The organism is Methylocaldum sp. (assembly GCF_035627495.1).
Classification (GTDB): Bacteria; Pseudomonadota; Gammaproteobacteria; order Methylococcales; family Methylococcaceae; genus Methylocaldum.
In genome coordinates, this window is sequence record NZ_DASPLO010000173.1 from 1 (window position 1) to 18,142 (window position 18,142).

Consider the following 18,142-nt stretch of genomic DNA (forward strand, 5'->3'; position numbering starts at 1 on the left):
AAGCTGCCCTTGGCAACAACGGTCGACGAGTTCGAGAAACTCCTGCCCTGGCATCTCACCCAGCCCGTTGCGGCTACCTGACCCGATCGACTACAACCTCGTCTCGCCAAGCTCAAGGGCGTCGTTAAAAGAGCGCTTACGTATCTACGACCTTCGTCCAAAATCATCGAGATACCTCTTTCGTCATCGAGGCCAACATCGGGCTGATGAAATCGACGGCCAGTGCCTCGAAGCTTTCGTCCAGCGGATCGCTGCCCCGGTAGACCGTTTGATAATAGGGATTCATGCTTTCGCCGGGCTGGAATTCGGAGCCTTCCCAAAAGCTTCGGGCCTGTTTCAGTGCATTGAGCTGGATAGTTTCCGGATCGCCGCCGAGCTTGGCCGGCGGATCGTGCCGGCAGCGGGCGTAGCCATGGCTCGTTTTCGGGAAGAACGGCAGCGGGGCGGACAATCCTTGCCAATATGCGTGCAACAGTTTCGCGAGCTCGTTTTCGGGATTGTCGACCGCTTGGAATTTGAGGGTTTGCTTGGGCGTGTGCAGCGCGGATTCTGGTGTCACGCCTTCAGGGGCGATCAGGCATAGCATCAGGTGTCTCAGCCAGAGCTCAAAGAGCTGGCGCGGATTGGGTTCTTCGAAGCTGTAGTCGGTCAGGCCGCTCGGGCCGACTTCTGCGAGGGAGCCGAGCAGGCGCAGGCCGTTTGCCTCGAAATCCACCGGCAGCGGCTCGAAGCGCGGTTTGACGAGATCCGGGAGCAGTTTGACGGCGAAGCTTTCGACCAGCCGTTGTTCCTTGCCGTGCAGCGCCTCGCCGAATTGGCCATGAGGCAACAGGCCTTGAGCGTCGGCCAACTGCAGCGCGATCTGCGGCTTTCGATCATGCGCCAAGGCATGCAGCAGGTTCTGTCGGACCTGGTTTCTCGTCCGGTAGTCCAGCGCAAAAGGTTCGCGGATTTCGAACTCCGCATTTGCACCCCCCAAGATCAGGTTCAGCCGCCGCCGCAACAAATAACGGGCCGGATTGCCGAAAAAATAGGCGAGGCTCTCCGGATCGACCGTGCGCCATTCATCCTCCGGTTCCGGAAGGGTACCGGCGAACAACGGCGCGGGCTGCTTCTCACCCCGTCCGATCAGGCGGGCCGCGACTAGCCAGGCCGATGAAAAGCCCGGCAACCGGGGATCGTCCTTGAAATAGCCGGGATCGAACGGCTGCAAAGGATGCTCGGTAACGAGGTGGGTCTCGATATCACCCTCGGCCAGCTCGCAGCTTTGTTTCACCACGTCGATGAGTTCGGAAACCAAAGGGGAGGGCGGCAGCTCGCCGTTGTCGCGGATGCTCCGGCCCACATAGCTGAGATAAAGGACTTCGCGGGCCGACAGCAGCGTTTCCAGGAAGAGATAACGGTCGTCCAGCCGGCGGGAGCGGTCTCCCCGGCGGGGATGCTTCGCCATCAGGTCGAAATCGGGGGGATGCCGCTGGCGCGGAAAGCTGTCGTGGTTCAGGCCGAGCACGGCGATGACCTTGAACGGCAGACTGCGCATCGGCACCATGGCGCAGAAGGTGACCGCGCCCGTCAGAAACCCGCCGGCGCCCGAGGGCTGGCAAAAGCGGTCGGCGAGCCAGCGCTTGACGACCCGTATCCCGACCGGCTCGCGGAAGACGGCTTGCCCCGAGAGTTCCCGCAACAGATCGAGCGTACCGCGCAGTTGAAGCAGGACCGATTCATCCTCGTTCCGCGGATCGAACAGCTGATCGATGAGCGCATTCAATCGCTCGACCCACTCCGTCAGCGGCAACTTCGCTTTGAGCCGGTCCGCCCATTCGAACAGGGTTTCCAGGTATTCCGCGAACCGCTCCAGAATCAAAACCCGGCTGCCTTCGATGTCGTCGTAAGGCAGGGTCTTGGCGAATAAAGGAAGGCCGTCGCCGGCCAGTTCCTGCGGCAGGGCATACCCCAGCATCAAGCGCTGCAACCCGTCACGCCAGGTGTGGCGCGGAATGTTCGGCAGCCGGTATTCGGTTTTGTGGGCACCGTCCCGTCCCCAGCGGGTGCCGACCGACCGCGCCCAGTGGTGGATCACGGGGAGGTCGTCTTCGCATAGCCTGAAACGGCGCTGAATGGCGGGTTGTTCCAGAAAGCCAAGCGTCGTGTCCGCCGCAAACCGGCTTTCGGGCAGATCGAGCAGGGCGAGAAAAGTATCCAGCAGCGGCTGTTCGTGCGCCAAACCGCGGTCGGCGATGCTGAAAGGGATCATCGGGGTGTCGCGGCTCTCGGCGAATACCGCTTCGATATAAGGCGTGTACCGCTCGATATCGGGCGTCAGCACGGCCACGTCGCCCGGCTTCAATTCCGGATTCAGGTCGAACAGCGCCAGAAGCTGATCGTGCAGGACTTCGACTTCGCGCATCGGGCTGTGGCAGGCATGGACTTGCAGCGAGCGGTCGTCGGGTTGTACGGGCAATCGTCCGGCGACACGGCGGTCGACCAGTTCCACAATGTCGGCCTGGAGAATGTGCAGCATCGAATCGCGCGGCGGTTCGGCCTGGAACAGACTGTACAGCTCCGAATGTTCGGCCAGATGATCGAAAAATTCGCGGCCTTGTTTCCCGAGCGATGCCAGCAAAGGATGCCCCACTTCGAGGTACAAATCCTCAGGCGGGCGTTCTCCGGCCACGCGGCCGATTTCCCGGTCGTCCCGGATTTCGCCCCAGTACTCGCGGCAGGGATTGATCGCGTACAGATTGATTTCGGTATGCTTGGTGAGTGCATTCAGCACATCCAGAAAGGCCGGTGGCAACGACGAGATACCGAATACATTGATGTGCCCGGGTAGCCGGTCGGTTGCCGAGTCGGATTCGAGCGCCGACAGCAGCTCATTCATGAAGCGCGCGCGGTGGGGTGCGGCTTCCCCCGAACTCAGGTCGCGCCACAATAGGGCTTGCCACTCCTCGTCGCCGCCCAAACCGAGCGTTTCGCCGCATTCCCAGGCCTCGATCCAGTCCGCCCGGTAGATCAGGTATTGGTCGAACAGGTCGGCGATCCGTTTGGCCAGTTGGAACCGGCGAAGCTCATCGCCGTTTAGCAGATACCCGAAAAGGCGCGGAGTGCGTTCCAAATTTGCGGATCGTCCCAGCCAGTCGAAGATGCGGAAGGTGAGCACCTCGCAGGAGAACGCCGAGCGTCTCGGGAGTTCGCCGAAGAATTGCCGGAGTAGGTCCCAGACGAACGAGGCCGGCAGCAGAAAGCGGACGTTCGCGCAGATGCCGAGCTGTTCCGCAAGGCGCAGGGACAGCCAGCGTCCCATGCCTTGGCTTTGAACGATGATGATTTCCGGCTCGAAAGGGGAGATCGGTGATGTGCTGTCCGCCGTCAACAGTTCGGCAAGAAATTCCAGCTTGTCGGATTGGTAAAGGCGGAGCACAGGGTGGTCAGTTTGGTCTTGTTGTCATTCGATCAAGGCTCTGCATGGCAGAAAAAAGGCCTGCTGGAAGCATTGTCGAGCAGGCCTTTCGCCCGGTTTACCGATTAGCACGGTAGGCTGGGTCGAGGAACGAGACCCAGCATTTTCAGGACCGCAGATACTGGATCAAGCTGGGATTCCGCAAAACTTTATCCCAGCCTACGGACTTTGCCCTTCCTACGGCGCGAGGCACCGGTTTACGCCTTGCCTAGGTGAGGCCATTTATAGCCTTTGAGCAGGCCCTGCCAGTAAATCACCGGAATGATGTACCGTTTTAAGAGATACATGCTGTAGCGCTCCTTGCCCTGGTCGAAGGGGAAGGTTTCCTTGGGCTTCAGGTCGTAGTCGAATTCGGCCAGGATCAATTTGCCGTAAGCGGTGATCAGCGGGCACGATGTGTAGCCGTCGTATTTGGCCACCGGCTGTCCGCTGTTCATGACCGACAGGAGATTCGCGATCAAAACCGGACTTTGCGCCCGGATCGCGGCCGCCGTCTTGGACGTGGGCAGACTGCTCGCATCGCCCAGGCTGAACACGTTGGGATAGCGGACGTGCTGCGCGGTGTCCTTGTTCACGTCCACCCATCCGGCTTCGTTTGCGAGCGGGCTTTTCTTGATGAAATCCGGAGCGCTCATGGGCGGCACCACGTGAATCATGTCGTAGGGCTGAACGACGCTTTCTCCGGTGTCCAGGTTTTTGAATACCGCCTCCTTGGCAGTGGGGCGCAGTTCCACCAGGTTGTGCTTGAAATGGACCTCGATATTGCGCGGTTTCACCACCTGTTCCATGAGAGCGGCGGCGTATTTGGGCGCGGTGAAGATGGTGGGCGTGGCGCAGTAATAGACGACGCGGGATTTGTCGCGAATCCCGTGCTTGCGGAAATAATCCTCGGCCAAATACATGATTTTCTGCGGCGCTCCGGCGCATTTGATGGGCGGCGGCGGGAACGTGAACACGGCATTGCCGCCCTTGAAGTTCCGGATGTTTTCCCAGGTGCTGTTGACGGTGTCGTAGCTGTAATTGCTGCAAACTCCGTCCTTGCCCACCGCTTCCTTTACTCCCGGGATCTTGTCCCAGTCGATCTGGAGCCCCGGACAGACGACCAGATAGTCGTAGCCGACCTCCTTGCCGCCCTGGGTTTTCAGCGAATTATTGGCAGGATCGAACTCCGCGGCGGCGTCGCGAATCCAGGTGGCGCCTGTGGGAATCAAATCGGCCATCGGTTTAACCGACTGCTCGCGATTGACGACTCCGCCTCCGACGAATGTCCAGAAAGGTTGGTAATAATGTTTGTCGGACGGCTCGATGACTGCGACATCCGTTACCCCGGCATGCAGCAGACGGGCTGCGATGCCGAGTCCGGCAGCGCCACCGCCGACAACGACGACACGGTGATGAATCTTGCTATCCATATGGCCTTCCTCTTGAGTGGATGATGTTGCGGGTTTGTTAACCGGGATTTCTTTTTTCTTCAGGCTTTGTTCCCGGTGACTTGATTTTCTTCGTCCGCCCAATTCTGCCTTGTATGATGATCCTTTGACAATGTATTCCGGTCCCGGGGGCCGGATGTCGATGATTGATCGAAGGACACTTAGTCCGTTTCGGTAAGTCTTTGTTATGGCTGAGGTCGAAGTAAGCTGCTATCTTGATGTGGCGGGGGAACAACACGATCTTCGGGGTTCAGTCGCGCTTTTGTTTGTCCATCAATTACAAGGAAAAAAATGTTTAAAAAAGCTTCTGTAATTACCGCTTGCGTAACTGTTGGGATGATTGTTTCGGCCTCCGCTTCTGCGGATATGGTGATTAAATCAGGGGGGGGGCGCACTCAAACGGTTATGGAAGCCTCGATTTATTACGGCGATTTGGGAGGTGACGATATCAATTGGCCGGCTATAGTGGACGTGAACCAGCAGCCGATTGTACTCGAGGGCGATACCCAGCTTGGAGAAATGGTTGTAAAACTGGAAGGTAAAACGACGCTGACATGTGCTGTTTTGGGAAAAGGATATGACCTGCAGGTCGTTCCGGGGGTATCGCTTCCGACAGGCCAGCCTCTCGTGGCCCCCAGCCATCTTCGTCATGTCATCACATGTACCACCGACTCATTGAACTCAGAACTGTCCCGGCTGAGCACGGACGGAGATACGCCGGTTAGTTTCTCGCCGGTAGTGGAAGCATATCCCTGTAAATGGGAGGTCACGGAAATCATGTATGTCAAGGCGCCTCGACTGACAGTAGGGCCTATTATCGATGCTCCCGGGAATACTGGACTATTCAGCGGCGTTACCGGCGGAACTCTTACCGTAATGGGTACAATCGATGCGTGTACCGGCCAAAATGTATTCACCAGTATTACCGGAACGCTTTTAAATTAACGCTGGACCGGATCGTCAATCTCGATTCCATAGTGCTTGAGGGATCGGCTTAGCCGGTTGATACGGATTATGCCGATCCCTTTTTAGTCCTCTGTATCTAAATACCTGTTCTATTGCCGCAGCCCCGCTCTTTTTCAAACCGGCAGTAATGCTTGTCGGGTTTGACCTCGTCCTTTGAGCCTTGAGCAATTATTTCCCTTCGGTTTCCAAGCGTCTGAATTTTGGCGCGACGCTAAACTTTACCCTTCAGTGCCGTGACGAAAAACGTTCAGGTCCTGCTAATGCCTTGTCGATGCTAAGCTTTTTTCGTGGGCATTATTGTTGCTGCTGATAGCGAAAAACTCCGGGAAACCACGATGGCGCAACAAGATAAGCTGGATTTGGGCGAAGAAAAGAAAAAGTCATCCAAGAGTATTATTTTCATCGTCCTGGGGGCTGTGCTGGGGACGCTCGTTGCCGTATTCGCGGCGCTTTATTTTTTGGGGATCTTTCCGCCGCAGCAGGCGGAGGCCGTCGCGGAGTCGCATGGCGATGAAGCGGACGCTCTGCCCATGATCTACCACGTACTGGACCCGGCATTCGTCGTCAATTTCAAGAGCAATCCGGACGCGCGCCTGCTTCAGATCAGCCTTAGCGTGGCCTCCAAAAATCAAACGGTCGTCGACGCCATCAAAAAACATACTCCGATGATCCGCAACAACGTGCTTTTGCTGTTGAGCGGCCAGGATCCCGCGACACTGAAGACGATCGAAGGCAAGGATGCGCTTCGGGGCAAGCTGCTCGAGGAAATCAACGCGATAGTATCGAAGCAAACGGGCAAGAAAGAAGGCGCCGAAGAGGTCTTTTTCACCGGTTTCATCATGCAATAGCCATGGCCGTTCATGATCTCTTAACTCAGGAAGAAATCGACGCTCTTCTGCACGGCGTCGACGACGGAGACATCAACACCGAATCGGAGCTCGACTTTCGAAGCGGCGAGGCACGGGCTTACGACTTCACCAGTCAAGACCGCATCGTGCGCGGGCGGATGCCCACGCTGGAAATGATCAACGACCGCTTCGTCCGTCATTTCCGCATCAGCCTATTCAATTTGCTGCGGCGTTCCGCGGAGATTTCGGTTTCGGGCGTCCAGATTCTGAAATTCTCGGAGTACGTGCACAGCCTCTTCGTGCCCACCAATCTCAACGTGGTCAGGCTCAGCCCTTTGCGGGGGCGGGGATTGATGGTCATGGAGCCGACTCTGGTGTTCACGGTCGTGGACAATTTTTTTGGCGGCAGCGGCCAGTTCTACAACAAGATCGAGGGACGCGAATTCACGCCGACCGAGATGCGGATCATCCGCATCCTGCTCGAATTGATTTTCAAGGATATGAAGGAAGCCTGGGCGCCGGTCATGCCGATCGAGTTCGAATATCTGGGTTCGGAAGTGAACCCGCAGTTCGCCAACATCGTGAGCCCCGCCGAGGTTGTTGTGATCTCGACCATACATATCGAACTGGAGGGCGGCGGAGGCGACCTGCACGTCACCCTGCCGTATTCCATGATCGAGCCGATCCGGGAACTTCTGGATGCAGGCATCCAAGGGGATAGAAGCGACGATTCGGACGACCGCTGGCGTACGGCACTGCAAGCGGAAATCCTGGACGCCGAAATTGAATTGCACAGCACCCTGGTCGAAAAAACCTTGTCCCTGGAGGACATGCTGCGGCTAAAGGCGGGAGACGTCATTCCGATCGAAATGCCGGAGATGATTTCGGTCGTTGTGGACGACGTGCCCGTGTTCCGGGGCAAGATCGGGGTATCAAGGGGCAATTATGCCGTGCAGATTCTGGAGAAGATCAGCCGCACCAGCGGCGACAAAGAGCGCTTAATCGGGGTATTGGGAAGCGGAGTTGAATGACATGAATGAAGAAGAATTCGAGGTGCCGGTCGACGGAGGAGAGCCGGCCGGCGAGTCCGACGATTTCGCCGACGACTGGGCGGCGGCCCTGCTGGAGCAGCAAGAGGTCGCCAAAAAAATGGCGGAGCCCCCTTCCCAGCCGGCGGCTCCGAGACCGGAACCCGCGACTTTCGAGGACCTTGCGAAAACCTCTCCTGCGAATGGCGCGGCGAGGACGGAGGACATCAATCTGGATGTGCTGCTGGACGTCCCGGTGACCATAGCGATGGAAATAGGGCACACCAAGATCAACATCCGCAATCTGTTGCAGTTGACGCAGGGCTCGGTCGTCGAATTGGACCGGCTGGCGGGCGAACCCATGGATGTGCTGGTGAATGGCACCTTGATCGCCCACGGCGAGGTGGTGGTGGTCAACGACAAGTTCGGTATCCGCCTCACCGATGTAATCAGTCCCGCGGAACGGGTGAGAAAGCTGAAATGACGGCGCGTTTCTTTACCGCGGTATCGTTGCTGCTGTCGCCGGCGCTGTTGGCCGAGACCGCCCCAGCCGTGCCCAAGGCTTTGCCTTCGGTGGATATGGCGAAGAGTCTGGCCGGATTGGTGGCGGTACTGGCGGTTATTCTCGCGCTGGCTTGGCTGCTGCGGCGATTCGGCACGTTCTCGCGGCTCGCGCCCGGAAGCTTTCGCGTATTGGCCGCCGTGTCGCTGGGATCGCGGGAAAGAGCCGTGTTGCTGCAGGCGGGGGGGAAACAATTGGTGCTGGGGGTGGCGCCCGGACGGGTCGAGACCCTGTGCGTGCTGGAAAATTCGGAAATCATTCCGGTCGAGACCGGAGCGCCGGCAGCCGAGGCAAATGGCTCATTCGCCGAGCGTTTGCACGAGTTGATGGGGCGGCGGTCATGAACCGCCGGCTGCGCTTCGCCGTAACGTCTCTCGGGATGATTGCGGCCCTTTCTGGGCTGGTGATCCCTTCCGCTCAAGGCGCTCCGGGCATCGAGGCTTTCACCATGGCCGCCAACGGCCAGGGCGGCCAGACCTATACGGTAACGATACAGGTGCTGGCGCTGATGACCGCGCTGACCGTACTGCCTACGCTGTTGCTCAGCATGACCTCGTTTACCCGCATCATGATCGTCCTGGCCATATTGCGGCAGGCCCTGGGCGCCGGGCAAACGCCCAATAATCAGGTGTTGCTCGGCATTTCGCTATTTCTGACCTTGTTCACCATGCTGCCGGTCTTCGAGCAGGTGAACGAACAGGCCTTGCAGCCTTACATGAAAGAAGAGCTTGCGCCCGGCGCGGCCCTTCAGCGTGCCGCCGTTCCGTTCCGGCAGTTCATGCTCAGGCAGACGCGGGAAACGGATTTGGAGGTCTTCGCGCGAATTTCCGGCAAGCAGGACATCGCCAGTCCCGAGGAAACGCCGTTTTCCTTGCTCGTGCCGGCCTTCATGACGAGCGAGCTGAAGACGGCCTTTCAAATGGGCTTTCTTTTGTTTTTGCCGTTTCTGATCATCGATCTGGTGGTGGCCACCATTTTGATGTCGATGGGTATGATGATGCTGTCTCCCATGATCATTTCGCTGCCCTTCAAGCTGTTGCTGTTCGTTCTGGTGGACGGCTGGGCGCTGGTGGTCGAGACGCTAGCGGCCAGTTTTTTCGTCGAATAAGCTCGAAATGACACCCGAAACGATTGCCGCCCTGGGCCAGCAGGCGATGACCGTCACCATGCAAATCAGCGCGCCCATGCTGTTGGCGACGCTCGCCGTGGGCCTGGTGATCGCCTTGTTCCAGGCGGCCACGCAGATCAACGAAATGACGCTCACGTTCGTGCCCAAGCTCATCGTCATGGCGATCGTGCTGATGCTGGCCGGGCCTTGGATGCTGCAACTCCTGATCGATTACACCCGGTCGTTGATTCGCAGCATCCCCAGTCTGATCGGTTGAAACGCCGGTGCAGTTCAGCGAAAGCCAGCTCCTGACCTTGGTCGCTGGCGTCGCATGGCCGTTTTTGCGCGTCAGCGCCCTGTTTCTTGCGATCCCGGTTTTTACCGGCCATACGGTGCCGGTGCGGGTCCGCGTCATGCTGGCGGCGTCCATCACCTGGCTGATCTCGCCGATGTTGCCGGCCATGCCCGACGCGGCCCTGTTCAGCCTGGCCGGTTTCTGGATCGCCATTCAGCAATTTCTAATTGGCCTCGCGATCGGTTTTGTCTTGCACCTGGTGTTCGAGGCCATCGTTTTCGGCGGGCAGGGCATCGCCTACAGCATGGGGCTGGGTTTCGCGTCGATGGTCGATCCGCAGACCGGCGTGCAGGTTCCGGTAATCGCCCAGTTTTACCAAATCTTGGCGACGCTGCTGTTCCTCGCCATGGACGGACATCTGATGCTGATCCGGCTGCTCGTCGACAGCTTTCAGATGGTTCCGGTGGGATTCGAGGGATTGAGCGCTGACGGCATGCGGCGGCTGGCGCTATGGGCCAGCCGGTTGTTCGCTGCCGGAGTCCTGCTTTCGCTGCCGTTGGTGACGGCCTTGCTGTTGGTCAATTTGGGATTCGGCGTCGCCAGTCGCGCGGCGCCCCAACTTAATATCTTCTCGGTGGGGTTCCCGATCAGCTTGGGCTTGGGTCTGTTTCTGATCGGAATCAGCCTGCCGGACGTTTTAAGCCTTTTCTCCGGTTTTCTCGACGAAGGTTATCAATTGATGACCGCGATTTTGCGGTAGGACGGTGCGTTATGGCCGAGGAATCCGATCAGGAACGCACAGAAGACCCTACCAGTAAACGGCTGAGCGATGCGCGGAAAAAAGGACAGATCCCGCGCTCCCGCGAATTGAACACCCTGGTTCTTCTGCTGACCGGCTCGGTGGCGATGTTCGCGTTCGGCGGCGGCATGGTGCAAAGCCTGTGGAACGTGATGGAGGGCGATTTCCGTCTGAGTCGCCGCGATCTTTTCGATCCCGCGGCGCCGATCGCCCATCTCGGTCGGGATCTGCTGGCGGCAGGCCAGCTCCTGCTTCCTATTCTCGGTTTGACCGTGCTGGCCGCGCTGGCCGCTCCCATGGTGCTGGGGGGCTGGAATTTCAGCGGCGAAAACCTCATGCCCAAGCTGGAAAAGCTCAATCCCATGACGGGCTTAGCCCGCATGGTTTCCATGCAGGCCTTCGCGGAAGTCGTGAAGTCGGTTCTCAAGTTTCTCCTGATCGGCTTTGTGACGGCCGGGCTGCTGATGGCTTATTTCGACGATCTTATAGGTCTCAGCCGCCAGTCTTTGTTTCCGGCGGTCGACAAGACCGCGCACTTGATCATAACCTCCATGTTCTGGCTGTGTGCGTCCTTAGGGTTAATCGCGATTCTGGATGTGCCTTTCCAGCTTTGGAGTTACAAGCGCCAATTGAAGATGACGCGCCAGGAAGTCAAGGACGAAATGCGCGATCTCGAAGGCAAGCCGGAGGTCAAAAGTCGGATTCGCAGTTTGCAGATGGAACTGGCGCGTCGCCGGATGATGGATGAGGTGCCGAAGGCGGATGTTATCGTGACCAACCCGACTCACTACGCGGTGGCCTTGAAATACGACCAGGCCAGCATGAAAGCACCCCGGGTGGTCGCCAAGGGCGCGGATCTGGTGGCGGCGCAGATCCGGAACCTGGCCGTCGGCGCCCGCGTGCCGCTCCTGTCCGCGCCGCCCCTCGCCCGCGCGCTCTATGCGTCCACCGATCTGGGCCGCGAAATACCTGCCGGTCTATATTTCGCGGTCGCCCAGGTTCTGGCTTACGTCTACCAACTCAAAGCGGCCCGGGTTTTCGGCGGCGACATTCCGACGCCGCCGACCGAATTCGAGGTACCCGAAGAGTTCTTGCGCAAATCCGGCGACCCATAACCCGCGTATCGCCTGCATTTTCTTCGCGGCTTCCCGTTTCACGGCCGGTCGGCACGAAAAGTGATTGCCCTCGGTGTCACTGAAGGTTTCGCACGGTTTTCGTCATGGCCGCAACGGTATTAGAAAGAATCAAAGTCGTCGGCAAGCTCGGCCTGGGCGCACCACTCGTCATCCTCCTCATGATGATGATGATGGTGCTGCCGCTGCCGCCGTTCATTCTCGATCTGCTGTTTACATTCAACATCGCGTTCTCGCTCCTGATCCTGCTGGTGACGATTTACACGCTGCGCCCTTTGGATTTCGCCGTGTTTCCGTCGGTCCTGCTGGTCGCCACTCTCCTCAGGCTGAGTCTCAACGTGGCCTCGACCCGCGTCGTCCTGCTGGAAGGGCACAAAGGTCCCGACGCGGCCGGCAAGGTGATCGAGGCTTTCGGCGAATTCGTGATCGGGGGCAATTACGCCGTGGGTTTGGTGGTGTTCGTCATTCTGGTCATCATCAACTTCGTGGTCGTGACCAAGGGCGCCGGGCGCGTGTCGGAAGTCAGCGCCCGGTTCACCTTGGACGCGATGCCGGGCAAGCAGATGGCGATCGACGCGGACCTCAACGCCGGTCTCATCAATCAGGAGGAAGCCCGGGCGAGGCGTCAGGAAGTATCGCGCGAAGCGGATTTCTACGGATCGATGGACGGCGCCAGCAAATTCGTCCGGGGAGACGCCGTGGCCGGTATCCTCATTTTGCTCATCAACGTCATCGGCGGCTTGATCGTCGGCATGCTGCAGCATGGGCTGCCGTTTTCCGAAGCCTTGCACAATTACACGCTGCTCACCATCGGCGACGGTCTGGTGGCTCAGATCCCGTCTTTGCTGTTGTCGGTCGGATCGGCCATGATCGTGACCCGGGTTTCCAGCAGCAGCGAGAACATCGGCGCCCAGTTCAGCGCCCAGTTTTTTGCCGATCCCAGACCTTTGGGGCTTTCCGCGGGCGTGGTCGGGCTTTTGGGCCTGATACCGGGCATGCCGAATCTCGCCTTTCTGCTCCTGGCCGGGGCCATGGGCGCCTCGTCTTATTCCATTCTCAAGCGCCAGCGGCGGGAGCGCGAGTTGGCGGAAATGCGGATCGCGCCCAAGCCGTCGGCGGCGCCCGAAGCGAAAGAGCTCGGTTGGGACGATGTCATGCCGGTCGATCTCATCGGGCTGGAAGTGGGCTATCGGCTCATCCCGCTGGTTGACAAAAATCAGGGTGGGCAGCTCATGTCGAAGATCAAGGGCGTGCGCAAAAAGTTGTCCCAGGATCTCGGATTCCTGATTCCCTCCGTGCACATCCGGGACAATCTGGATTTGACCCCCAACGCTTATCGCATCAGCTTGCTAGGCGTCATCGTGGGGGAGGCCGAAGTGTTTTCGGAGCGTCTGATGGCCATCAACCCCGGACGGGTTTACGGAACGCTGAAAGGCGTCGAGGGCAAAGATCCCGCTTTCGGCTTGGAGGCCGTTTGGATCGATCCGGATCAGCGCGACCATGCCCAAACACTAGGTTATACCGTGGTCGATCCCGGCACGGTGGTGGCCACGCATCTCAGCCATTTGCTGCAGTCCCATGCTCACCAACTGTTCGGACATCAGGAAGCGCAGCAACTGCTCGACGTCCTCGCCAAATCGATGCCACGGCTGGTCGAGGATCTGACACCGAAAACCCTGCCCCTCAGCGTCATCGTCAAAGTGCTGCAAAGCCTCCTTCAGGAGAACGTGCCGATCCGCGATATGCGGACCGTCGCCGAAACTTTGGCGGAGTTCGGCGGCAGAAGCCAAGATCCCGGCGTTTTGACGGCTGTGGTACGTGCGGCTCTGGGGCGGTTAATCGTTCAGAAAATCAGTGGCATGGAGAAAGAGATCCTGGTTCTGACCTTGGACCCGGACCTGGAACAGTTGTTGCAAAAAATACTGCAAACGGCCGGGCAGGAAGGCGCCGGTATCGAGCCGGGATTGGCGGAGCAGCTTCACAAATCCTTGGAAGAGAAGGCGCAGAAACTGGAGATGGAGGGACATCCCGCCATTTTGCTGGTGTCGTCGCCGGTACGGTCGTGGTTGGCGCGCTTCGTGCGCCATTCCATTCCCGGACTCAATGTTCTGGCTTACAACGAGATTCCGGAGGATCGGCAAGTTAGGGTGGTGGCGAGTATAGGCCAGCGCGGCTGAGCAGCCGAAAACCCTGCTGAGCTTGCCAGTGTTGTTTACGGCGATTTTTGGACGGCTTCTGAAAGACTTGGGGCATAGGCATGAAGATCAAACGATATTTCGCACCCGATATTCGTCAAGCGATCCGTATGGTCCGCGAAGAGCAGGGGCCTGACGCCGTCATTTTGTCCAACCGAAAAGTGGACGGCGGCGTGGAAATCGTGGCGGCCCGCGATTTTGACGAGCAGTTGCTTTTGGACCGCTCGAAGCCGGAGCTGCGCGGCGAACCGGCCGGTGCTTCGGGAGGCGATGCCGAGCCTTTCGCGAAAGTCGAAACGGACACGAAGCGCCGTGCCGAGGGCGCTTTTCGAGAGGCTTTAGGTAACACCTCTGCCGCCGCATTGGGGACGGGTTCGGTAGCCACGGAGAATGTTAGCAGGCCAGCCCCTCAAGCGGCGAAACGGGTTGAACAGGACGGTGCTGCGGCCGGGCCCATTGCCGGAAAGCCGGTTTTCCAGCCCCGGCAAGATCGCTCGGCCGCGGCGGTTGCGAGACAGCCGGATTCCGTCAAGCCGAGCGTCGATGCCGAGGCGCTCAAGGAGATGCAGCGGGAACTCAGACAGATGCGGCGCGTGATCGATGCCCATTTGAGCGAAACCGGATGGCAGGCTGCGGCGAGCCGAAGCCCGACCCGACTGGATCTGCTGCGTCGTTTCAGCGCACTCGGGTTCTCCAAGAAAATCAGCCTGGAACTGGCCGAGCGATTGGGCAGCGTCAACGATGCCGACGTGGCGTGGCAAGCCAGTCAGCACGTCTTGGCACGGCAGATTCCGCTCGCCGAAGACAATCTGCTCGACTACGGCGGCGTCGTCGCGCTGGTCGGGCCGACGGGTGTCGGGAAAACGACGACGATCGCGAAGCTGGCGGCCCGGTTCAGGCTCAAGCATGGACCCCGGCAAATCGCACTGATCACCACGGACAACTACCGCATCGGAGCCCATGAGCAACTCGGCACCTATGGCCGCATCCTGGACGTGCCGGTCCGGGCCGCGTCCAGTATCGAGGATCTGCGTCAATTGCTGTCCGGGTTTTACGATAAGCGTCTCGTGCTCATCGATACAGCCGGCATGGGGCAGCGGGACCGGCGCTTGGCCGAGCAAGTCGCGTTGTTCAGCCGTACCGAGATGCCCATCAAATCGTACCTGGTCATGTCCGCGGCCAGCCAGCTGCGCGCGATGCAGGAAGCGGTGGAGGCCTTCCGCGGCTTTTCTCCGGAAGCCTGCATTCTGACCAAGCTGGATGAAACTGGCCAGCTGGGCGCCGCGGTATCCACCGTGGTGGAAAACCGGCTCCCCGTCGCGTTTGTGTGCGATGGGCAGCAGGTCCCGGAAGACCTGCACGTGGCGAGAACTCATCTATTATTAAACCGGTGTTTTGCCGAGCGGTCCGATGCCGAGGAAGTCGGCGCCCCGGCGCCTTCCTACGAAGACTGGGTAGTCCATGCGAATGTTTGACACAGATCAGGCCGACGGAATTCGACGTATGGCACAGCCTAGACCGGTGCGCGTTCTGGCCGTGAGCAGCGGCAAGGGAGGCGTTGGCAAGACCAATGTCGCCGTCAATCTCGGTGTCTGCCTATCCGAACTCGGTCGGCAAGTGGTCCTGCTGGATGCCGATTTGGGGCTGGCGAACGTGGATGTACTGTTGGGACTGCAGCCGAAGTTCAATTTGTCCCACGTGTTGAGCGGCGAGCGCACCCTGGATGAAATCCTCGTCGAAGGGCCTTCGGGCCTGAAAATCGTGCCGGCCTCGTCCGGCATTCAGCGCATGTCGGAACTCAACTCCGCGGAACAAGCGGCCGTGATTCGCGCATTCGGGGAGATGAATCAGGATATCGACGTGCTGCTGGTGGACACGGCGGCGGGCATTTCGGGGGGCGTGGTCAATTTCGCGCGTGCCTGCCAGGACATCATTCTGGTGGTCTGCGACGAGCCCACATCGCTCACCGACGCCTACGCCTTCATCAAGTTGTTGAATCGGGACTACGGGGTTTGTCGGTTCCAGATCTTGACCAACATGGTTCAAGATTTTCAGCAAGGGCAGGCGCTATTCAGCAAGCTGTGCCGGGTGACGGACCGTTATCTCGACGTGGCCCTCAATTTCTTGGGCGCGGTGCCTCGGGACGAGCAATTGCGGAAGGCGGTCCAAAGGCAAACCCCCGTGGCTGTCGCCTATCCTCACAGTAAAGCGGCGCAGGCGTTTCGCGCCCTGGCGCTGAAAACGGATGCCCTGCCGATTTCGGAACAAACCAGCGGTCGGCTGGAGTTTTTCGTCGAGCGGATGATTCAGTACACCAGCGCGGCAGCCTTATGAACGGCATCGCCTTGTACGCCTCGGTACAAGCGCCCGGCGTGGATGCCATCGTCGGGCAGCATGCGTCGCTGGTCAAGCGGATCGCCTACCATCTCATGAGCCGGCTGCCTTCCAGCGTGCAAGTGGAGGACTTGATCCAGGCCGGCATGGTGGGATTGCTGGAGGCGGCCCGCCAGTACGATCACGCTCAAGGCGCGAGCTTCGAAACTTATGCGGGAATTCGGATACGCGGCGCCATGCTGGATGAGCTCAGACGCTACGATTGGACGCCGCGCTCGGTTCATCGCAAGGCTCGCGATGTGGCCGAAGCGATGCGGGCCATCGAGGCCCGAACCGGCCGCGACGCCCGCGATGCGGAAGTCGCCGAGTATTTAGGGCTTTCGGTCTCCGAATACCACCAGGTTCTTCAGGATGCTTTGAGCTGTCGCATCTTCAGCATCGAAGAGCTGTTGGAGGCCGGCGATTCAGCCCTGGACGAGTGTGCGGATTCGGCTTCGCCGCCCATCGAAGCATTGACCCAATCCGGGTTTGCGGAGGCTCTGGCGGATGCCATTTCGGGTTTGCCGGAGCGGGAACGGCTGGTGATTTCGCTCTATTACGAGGAGGAACTCAACCTGCGCGAAATCGGCGAAGTGCTGGGCGTCAGCGAATCCCGGGTTTGTCAGGTTCAAAGCCAAGCCATGCTGCGCCTACGGGCGAGGATGCAGGGCTGGCTGGATGCGGAGCAATCCGCCGGAGCCCGTGCAAAAGGGCGGCGTAAGGCCGTGCAAGCCTGAAGCTCATATAACGAACAGTTAACAGAAGATGGTCAACCGGAATGCGAGGTGAGGGTCCTTGAATAAGAATATGAAAATCCTGGTTGTGGATGACTTTTCCACCATGCGAAGGATCATCAGAAACCTGCTGCGGGAGCTCGGGTTCAACAACATCTTTGAGGCTGACGATGGACAGAGCGCTTTGCCGAAGCTGCAGTCGGGGGGGATCGATTTTCTGATCACCGATTGGAATATGCCCGGAATGACGGGTATCGATCTGCTGCGTGCGGTACGCGCCGATCCCAATCTGGCTCAGTTGCCCGTATTGATGGTGACCGCCGAGGCGAAACGGGACCAGATTGTGGAAGCGGCACAGGCCGGCGTAAACGGCTATGTGATCAAGCCTTTCACCGCGGCTACCCTGCAAGAGAAGATCGAAAAGATTTTCGAACGCCTGGAAGCCTGATCAAACCTTTGGGGCGGCTAATGACTGACAATCAACCGTCCGCCGACGGGCGGATCGAGCAGGCGCGGGCACTTCTGGCGGCTTTGGAGCAAGGTGACGACGAGTTGGCCGACCGTATTCTCGATGAGATCGGTCGAGTTCGGGAAACCTTGATGTTTCAAGAAGTCGGTAAATTGACCCGGCAGCTACATGACACGCTGGCGAATTTTTCGCTGGACGAGAAGATCGCCGATTTGACGGAGAAGGAAATCCCCGACGCCAAAGAGCGCCTCAACTATGTCATTACCATGACCGAGCAGGCGGCGAACACCACCTTGAATGCCGTCGAGTCCATCTTGCCTTTTGCCGAGAGCCTCCACGAGCAGTCGAATGAGCTGGGCGTCCGGTGGCAACGTTTTCGCCAGCGGGAAATGCCTTACGAGGAGTTCAAATCGTTGACTCAAGACCTGGCGGATTATTTCGACGTTTCCGCGGGGCATTTGCAGACCATCCAGGGCAGTCTCACCGAAGTGCTCATGGCGCAGGGATTTCAAGACCTGACCGGCCAGATTATTCGACGCGTGATCAAACTTGTTCAAGACCTGGAGCACAGCATGGTCGATTTGATCCGGATTTCCGGGCGTCGGTTCAAGGCTTCCGGCGAAAGCGTGCCGGAAGCTAAGTCGCAACCGCTTGGCCCTGCCGTTCCGGGTGTGGACAAGGATACCGTGCACAGTCAGGACGACGTGGACAGCTTGCTGTCGAGTTTAGGCTTCTGAAGGTA

Annotated in this window: 17 protein-coding genes; 15 read left to right on the plus strand and 2 right to left on the minus strand. The window is 59.0% G+C overall.

From position 1 onward, the window contains the following. Positions 1–163: 163 nt before the first annotated feature. Positions 164–3,421 carry an exodeoxyribonuclease V subunit gamma gene (gene recC, locus VEB01_RS15390; RefSeq protein WP_324876939.1) on the minus strand — a complete coding sequence of 1,086 codons (3,258 nt, stop codon included), beginning with the start codon at positions 3,419–3,421 and terminating at the stop codon, positions 164–166. A gap of 236 nt (positions 3,422–3,657) precedes the next feature. Beyond that, positions 3,658–4,872, minus strand: coding sequence for an NAD(P)/FAD-dependent oxidoreductase (locus VEB01_RS15395; RefSeq protein ID WP_324876942.1), 1,215 nt, complete (start codon positions 4,870–4,872; stop codon positions 3,658–3,660). Between the two features lie 309 nt (positions 4,873–5,181). On the opposite strand from VEB01_RS15395, the gene VEB01_RS15400 reads away from it, so the two are divergent. From VEB01_RS15400 to VEB01_RS15470, 15 genes are all read left to right on the plus strand, one after another. Next, entirely contained in the window at positions 5,182–5,835 is a 654-nt protein-coding gene (locus tag VEB01_RS15400) for a hypothetical protein (RefSeq protein ID WP_324876943.1), read from the plus strand. A 356-nt stretch (positions 5,836–6,191) separates the two neighbouring features. Beyond that, positions 6,192–6,704: a flagellar basal body-associated FliL family protein gene (locus VEB01_RS15405; protein WP_324876945.1), complete on the plus strand. Its 513-nt coding sequence runs from the start codon at positions 6,192–6,194 to the stop codon at positions 6,702–6,704. Between the two features lie 2 nt (positions 6,705–6,706). After that, positions 6,707–7,735, plus strand: coding sequence for a flagellar motor switch protein FliM (fliM, locus tag VEB01_RS15410; RefSeq protein ID WP_324876947.1), 1,029 nt, complete (start codon positions 6,707–6,709; stop codon positions 7,733–7,735). Positions 7,736–7,853: 118 nt separating this feature from the next. Then, positions 7,854–8,216, plus strand: coding sequence for a flagellar motor switch protein FliN (gene fliN / locus VEB01_RS15415; protein ID WP_324877080.1), 363 nt, complete (start codon positions 7,854–7,856; stop codon positions 8,214–8,216). Further along, entirely contained in the window at positions 8,213–8,638 is a 426-nt protein-coding gene (fliO, locus tag VEB01_RS15420; RefSeq protein ID WP_324876949.1) for a flagellar biosynthetic protein FliO, read from the plus strand. Before fliN ends, fliO begins: the two co-directional genes overlap by 4 nt. 35 nt (positions 8,639–8,673) lie before the next feature. Beyond that, a complete protein-coding gene (fliP, locus tag VEB01_RS15425) occupies positions 8,674–9,402 on the plus strand; it encodes a flagellar type III secretion system pore protein FliP (RefSeq protein WP_324877081.1) in 729 nt (242 codons plus the stop codon). A gap of 7 nt (positions 9,403–9,409) precedes the next feature. Next, a complete protein-coding gene (fliQ, locus tag VEB01_RS15430; protein ID WP_324876951.1) occupies positions 9,410–9,679 on the plus strand; it encodes a flagellar biosynthesis protein FliQ in 270 nt (89 codons plus the stop codon). A 7-nt stretch (positions 9,680–9,686) separates the two neighbouring features. After that, positions 9,687–10,457 (plus strand): flagellar biosynthetic protein FliR, encoded by a 771-nt coding sequence (gene fliR, locus VEB01_RS15435; RefSeq protein WP_324876953.1) that lies wholly within the window; start codon positions 9,687–9,689, stop codon positions 10,455–10,457. Between the two features lie 11 nt (positions 10,458–10,468). Beyond that, positions 10,469–11,611, plus strand: a complete 1,143-nt coding sequence (gene flhB, locus VEB01_RS15440) for a flagellar biosynthesis protein FlhB (RefSeq protein WP_324876955.1) — start codon at positions 10,469–10,471, stop codon at positions 11,609–11,611. Positions 11,612–11,715: 104 nt separating this feature from the next. After that, positions 11,716–13,806 (plus strand): flagellar biosynthesis protein FlhA, encoded by a 2,091-nt coding sequence (gene flhA / locus VEB01_RS15445; RefSeq protein WP_324876957.1) that lies wholly within the window; start codon positions 11,716–11,718, stop codon positions 13,804–13,806. A gap of 80 nt (positions 13,807–13,886) precedes the next feature. After that, the gene (flhF, locus tag VEB01_RS15450) at positions 13,887–15,299 is read left to right on the plus strand and encodes a flagellar biosynthesis GTPase FlhF (RefSeq protein ID WP_324876959.1); all 1,413 of its coding nucleotides are present in this window, start codon (positions 13,887–13,889) and stop codon (positions 15,297–15,299) included. Positions 15,300–15,327: 28 nt separating this feature from the next. After that, on the plus strand, positions 15,328–16,158 hold the full coding sequence (locus tag VEB01_RS15455; RefSeq protein ID WP_324876961.1) for a MinD/ParA family protein: 831 nt from the start codon (positions 15,328–15,330) through the stop codon (positions 16,156–16,158). Then, the gene (locus tag VEB01_RS15460; protein ID WP_324876963.1) at positions 16,155–16,934 is read left to right on the plus strand and encodes an RNA polymerase sigma factor FliA; all 780 of its coding nucleotides are present in this window, start codon (positions 16,155–16,157) and stop codon (positions 16,932–16,934) included. Before VEB01_RS15455 ends, VEB01_RS15460 begins: the two co-directional genes overlap by 4 nt. Before the next feature lie 70 nt (positions 16,935–17,004). Continuing rightward, a complete protein-coding gene (gene cheY / locus VEB01_RS15465; protein WP_205780769.1) occupies positions 17,005–17,379 on the plus strand; it encodes a chemotaxis response regulator CheY in 375 nt (124 codons plus the stop codon). 20 nt (positions 17,380–17,399) lie between these two features. Then, a complete protein-coding gene (locus tag VEB01_RS15470; RefSeq protein WP_324876967.1) occupies positions 17,400–18,137 on the plus strand; it encodes a protein phosphatase CheZ in 738 nt (245 codons plus the stop codon). Positions 18,138–18,142: the final 5 nt, after the last annotated feature.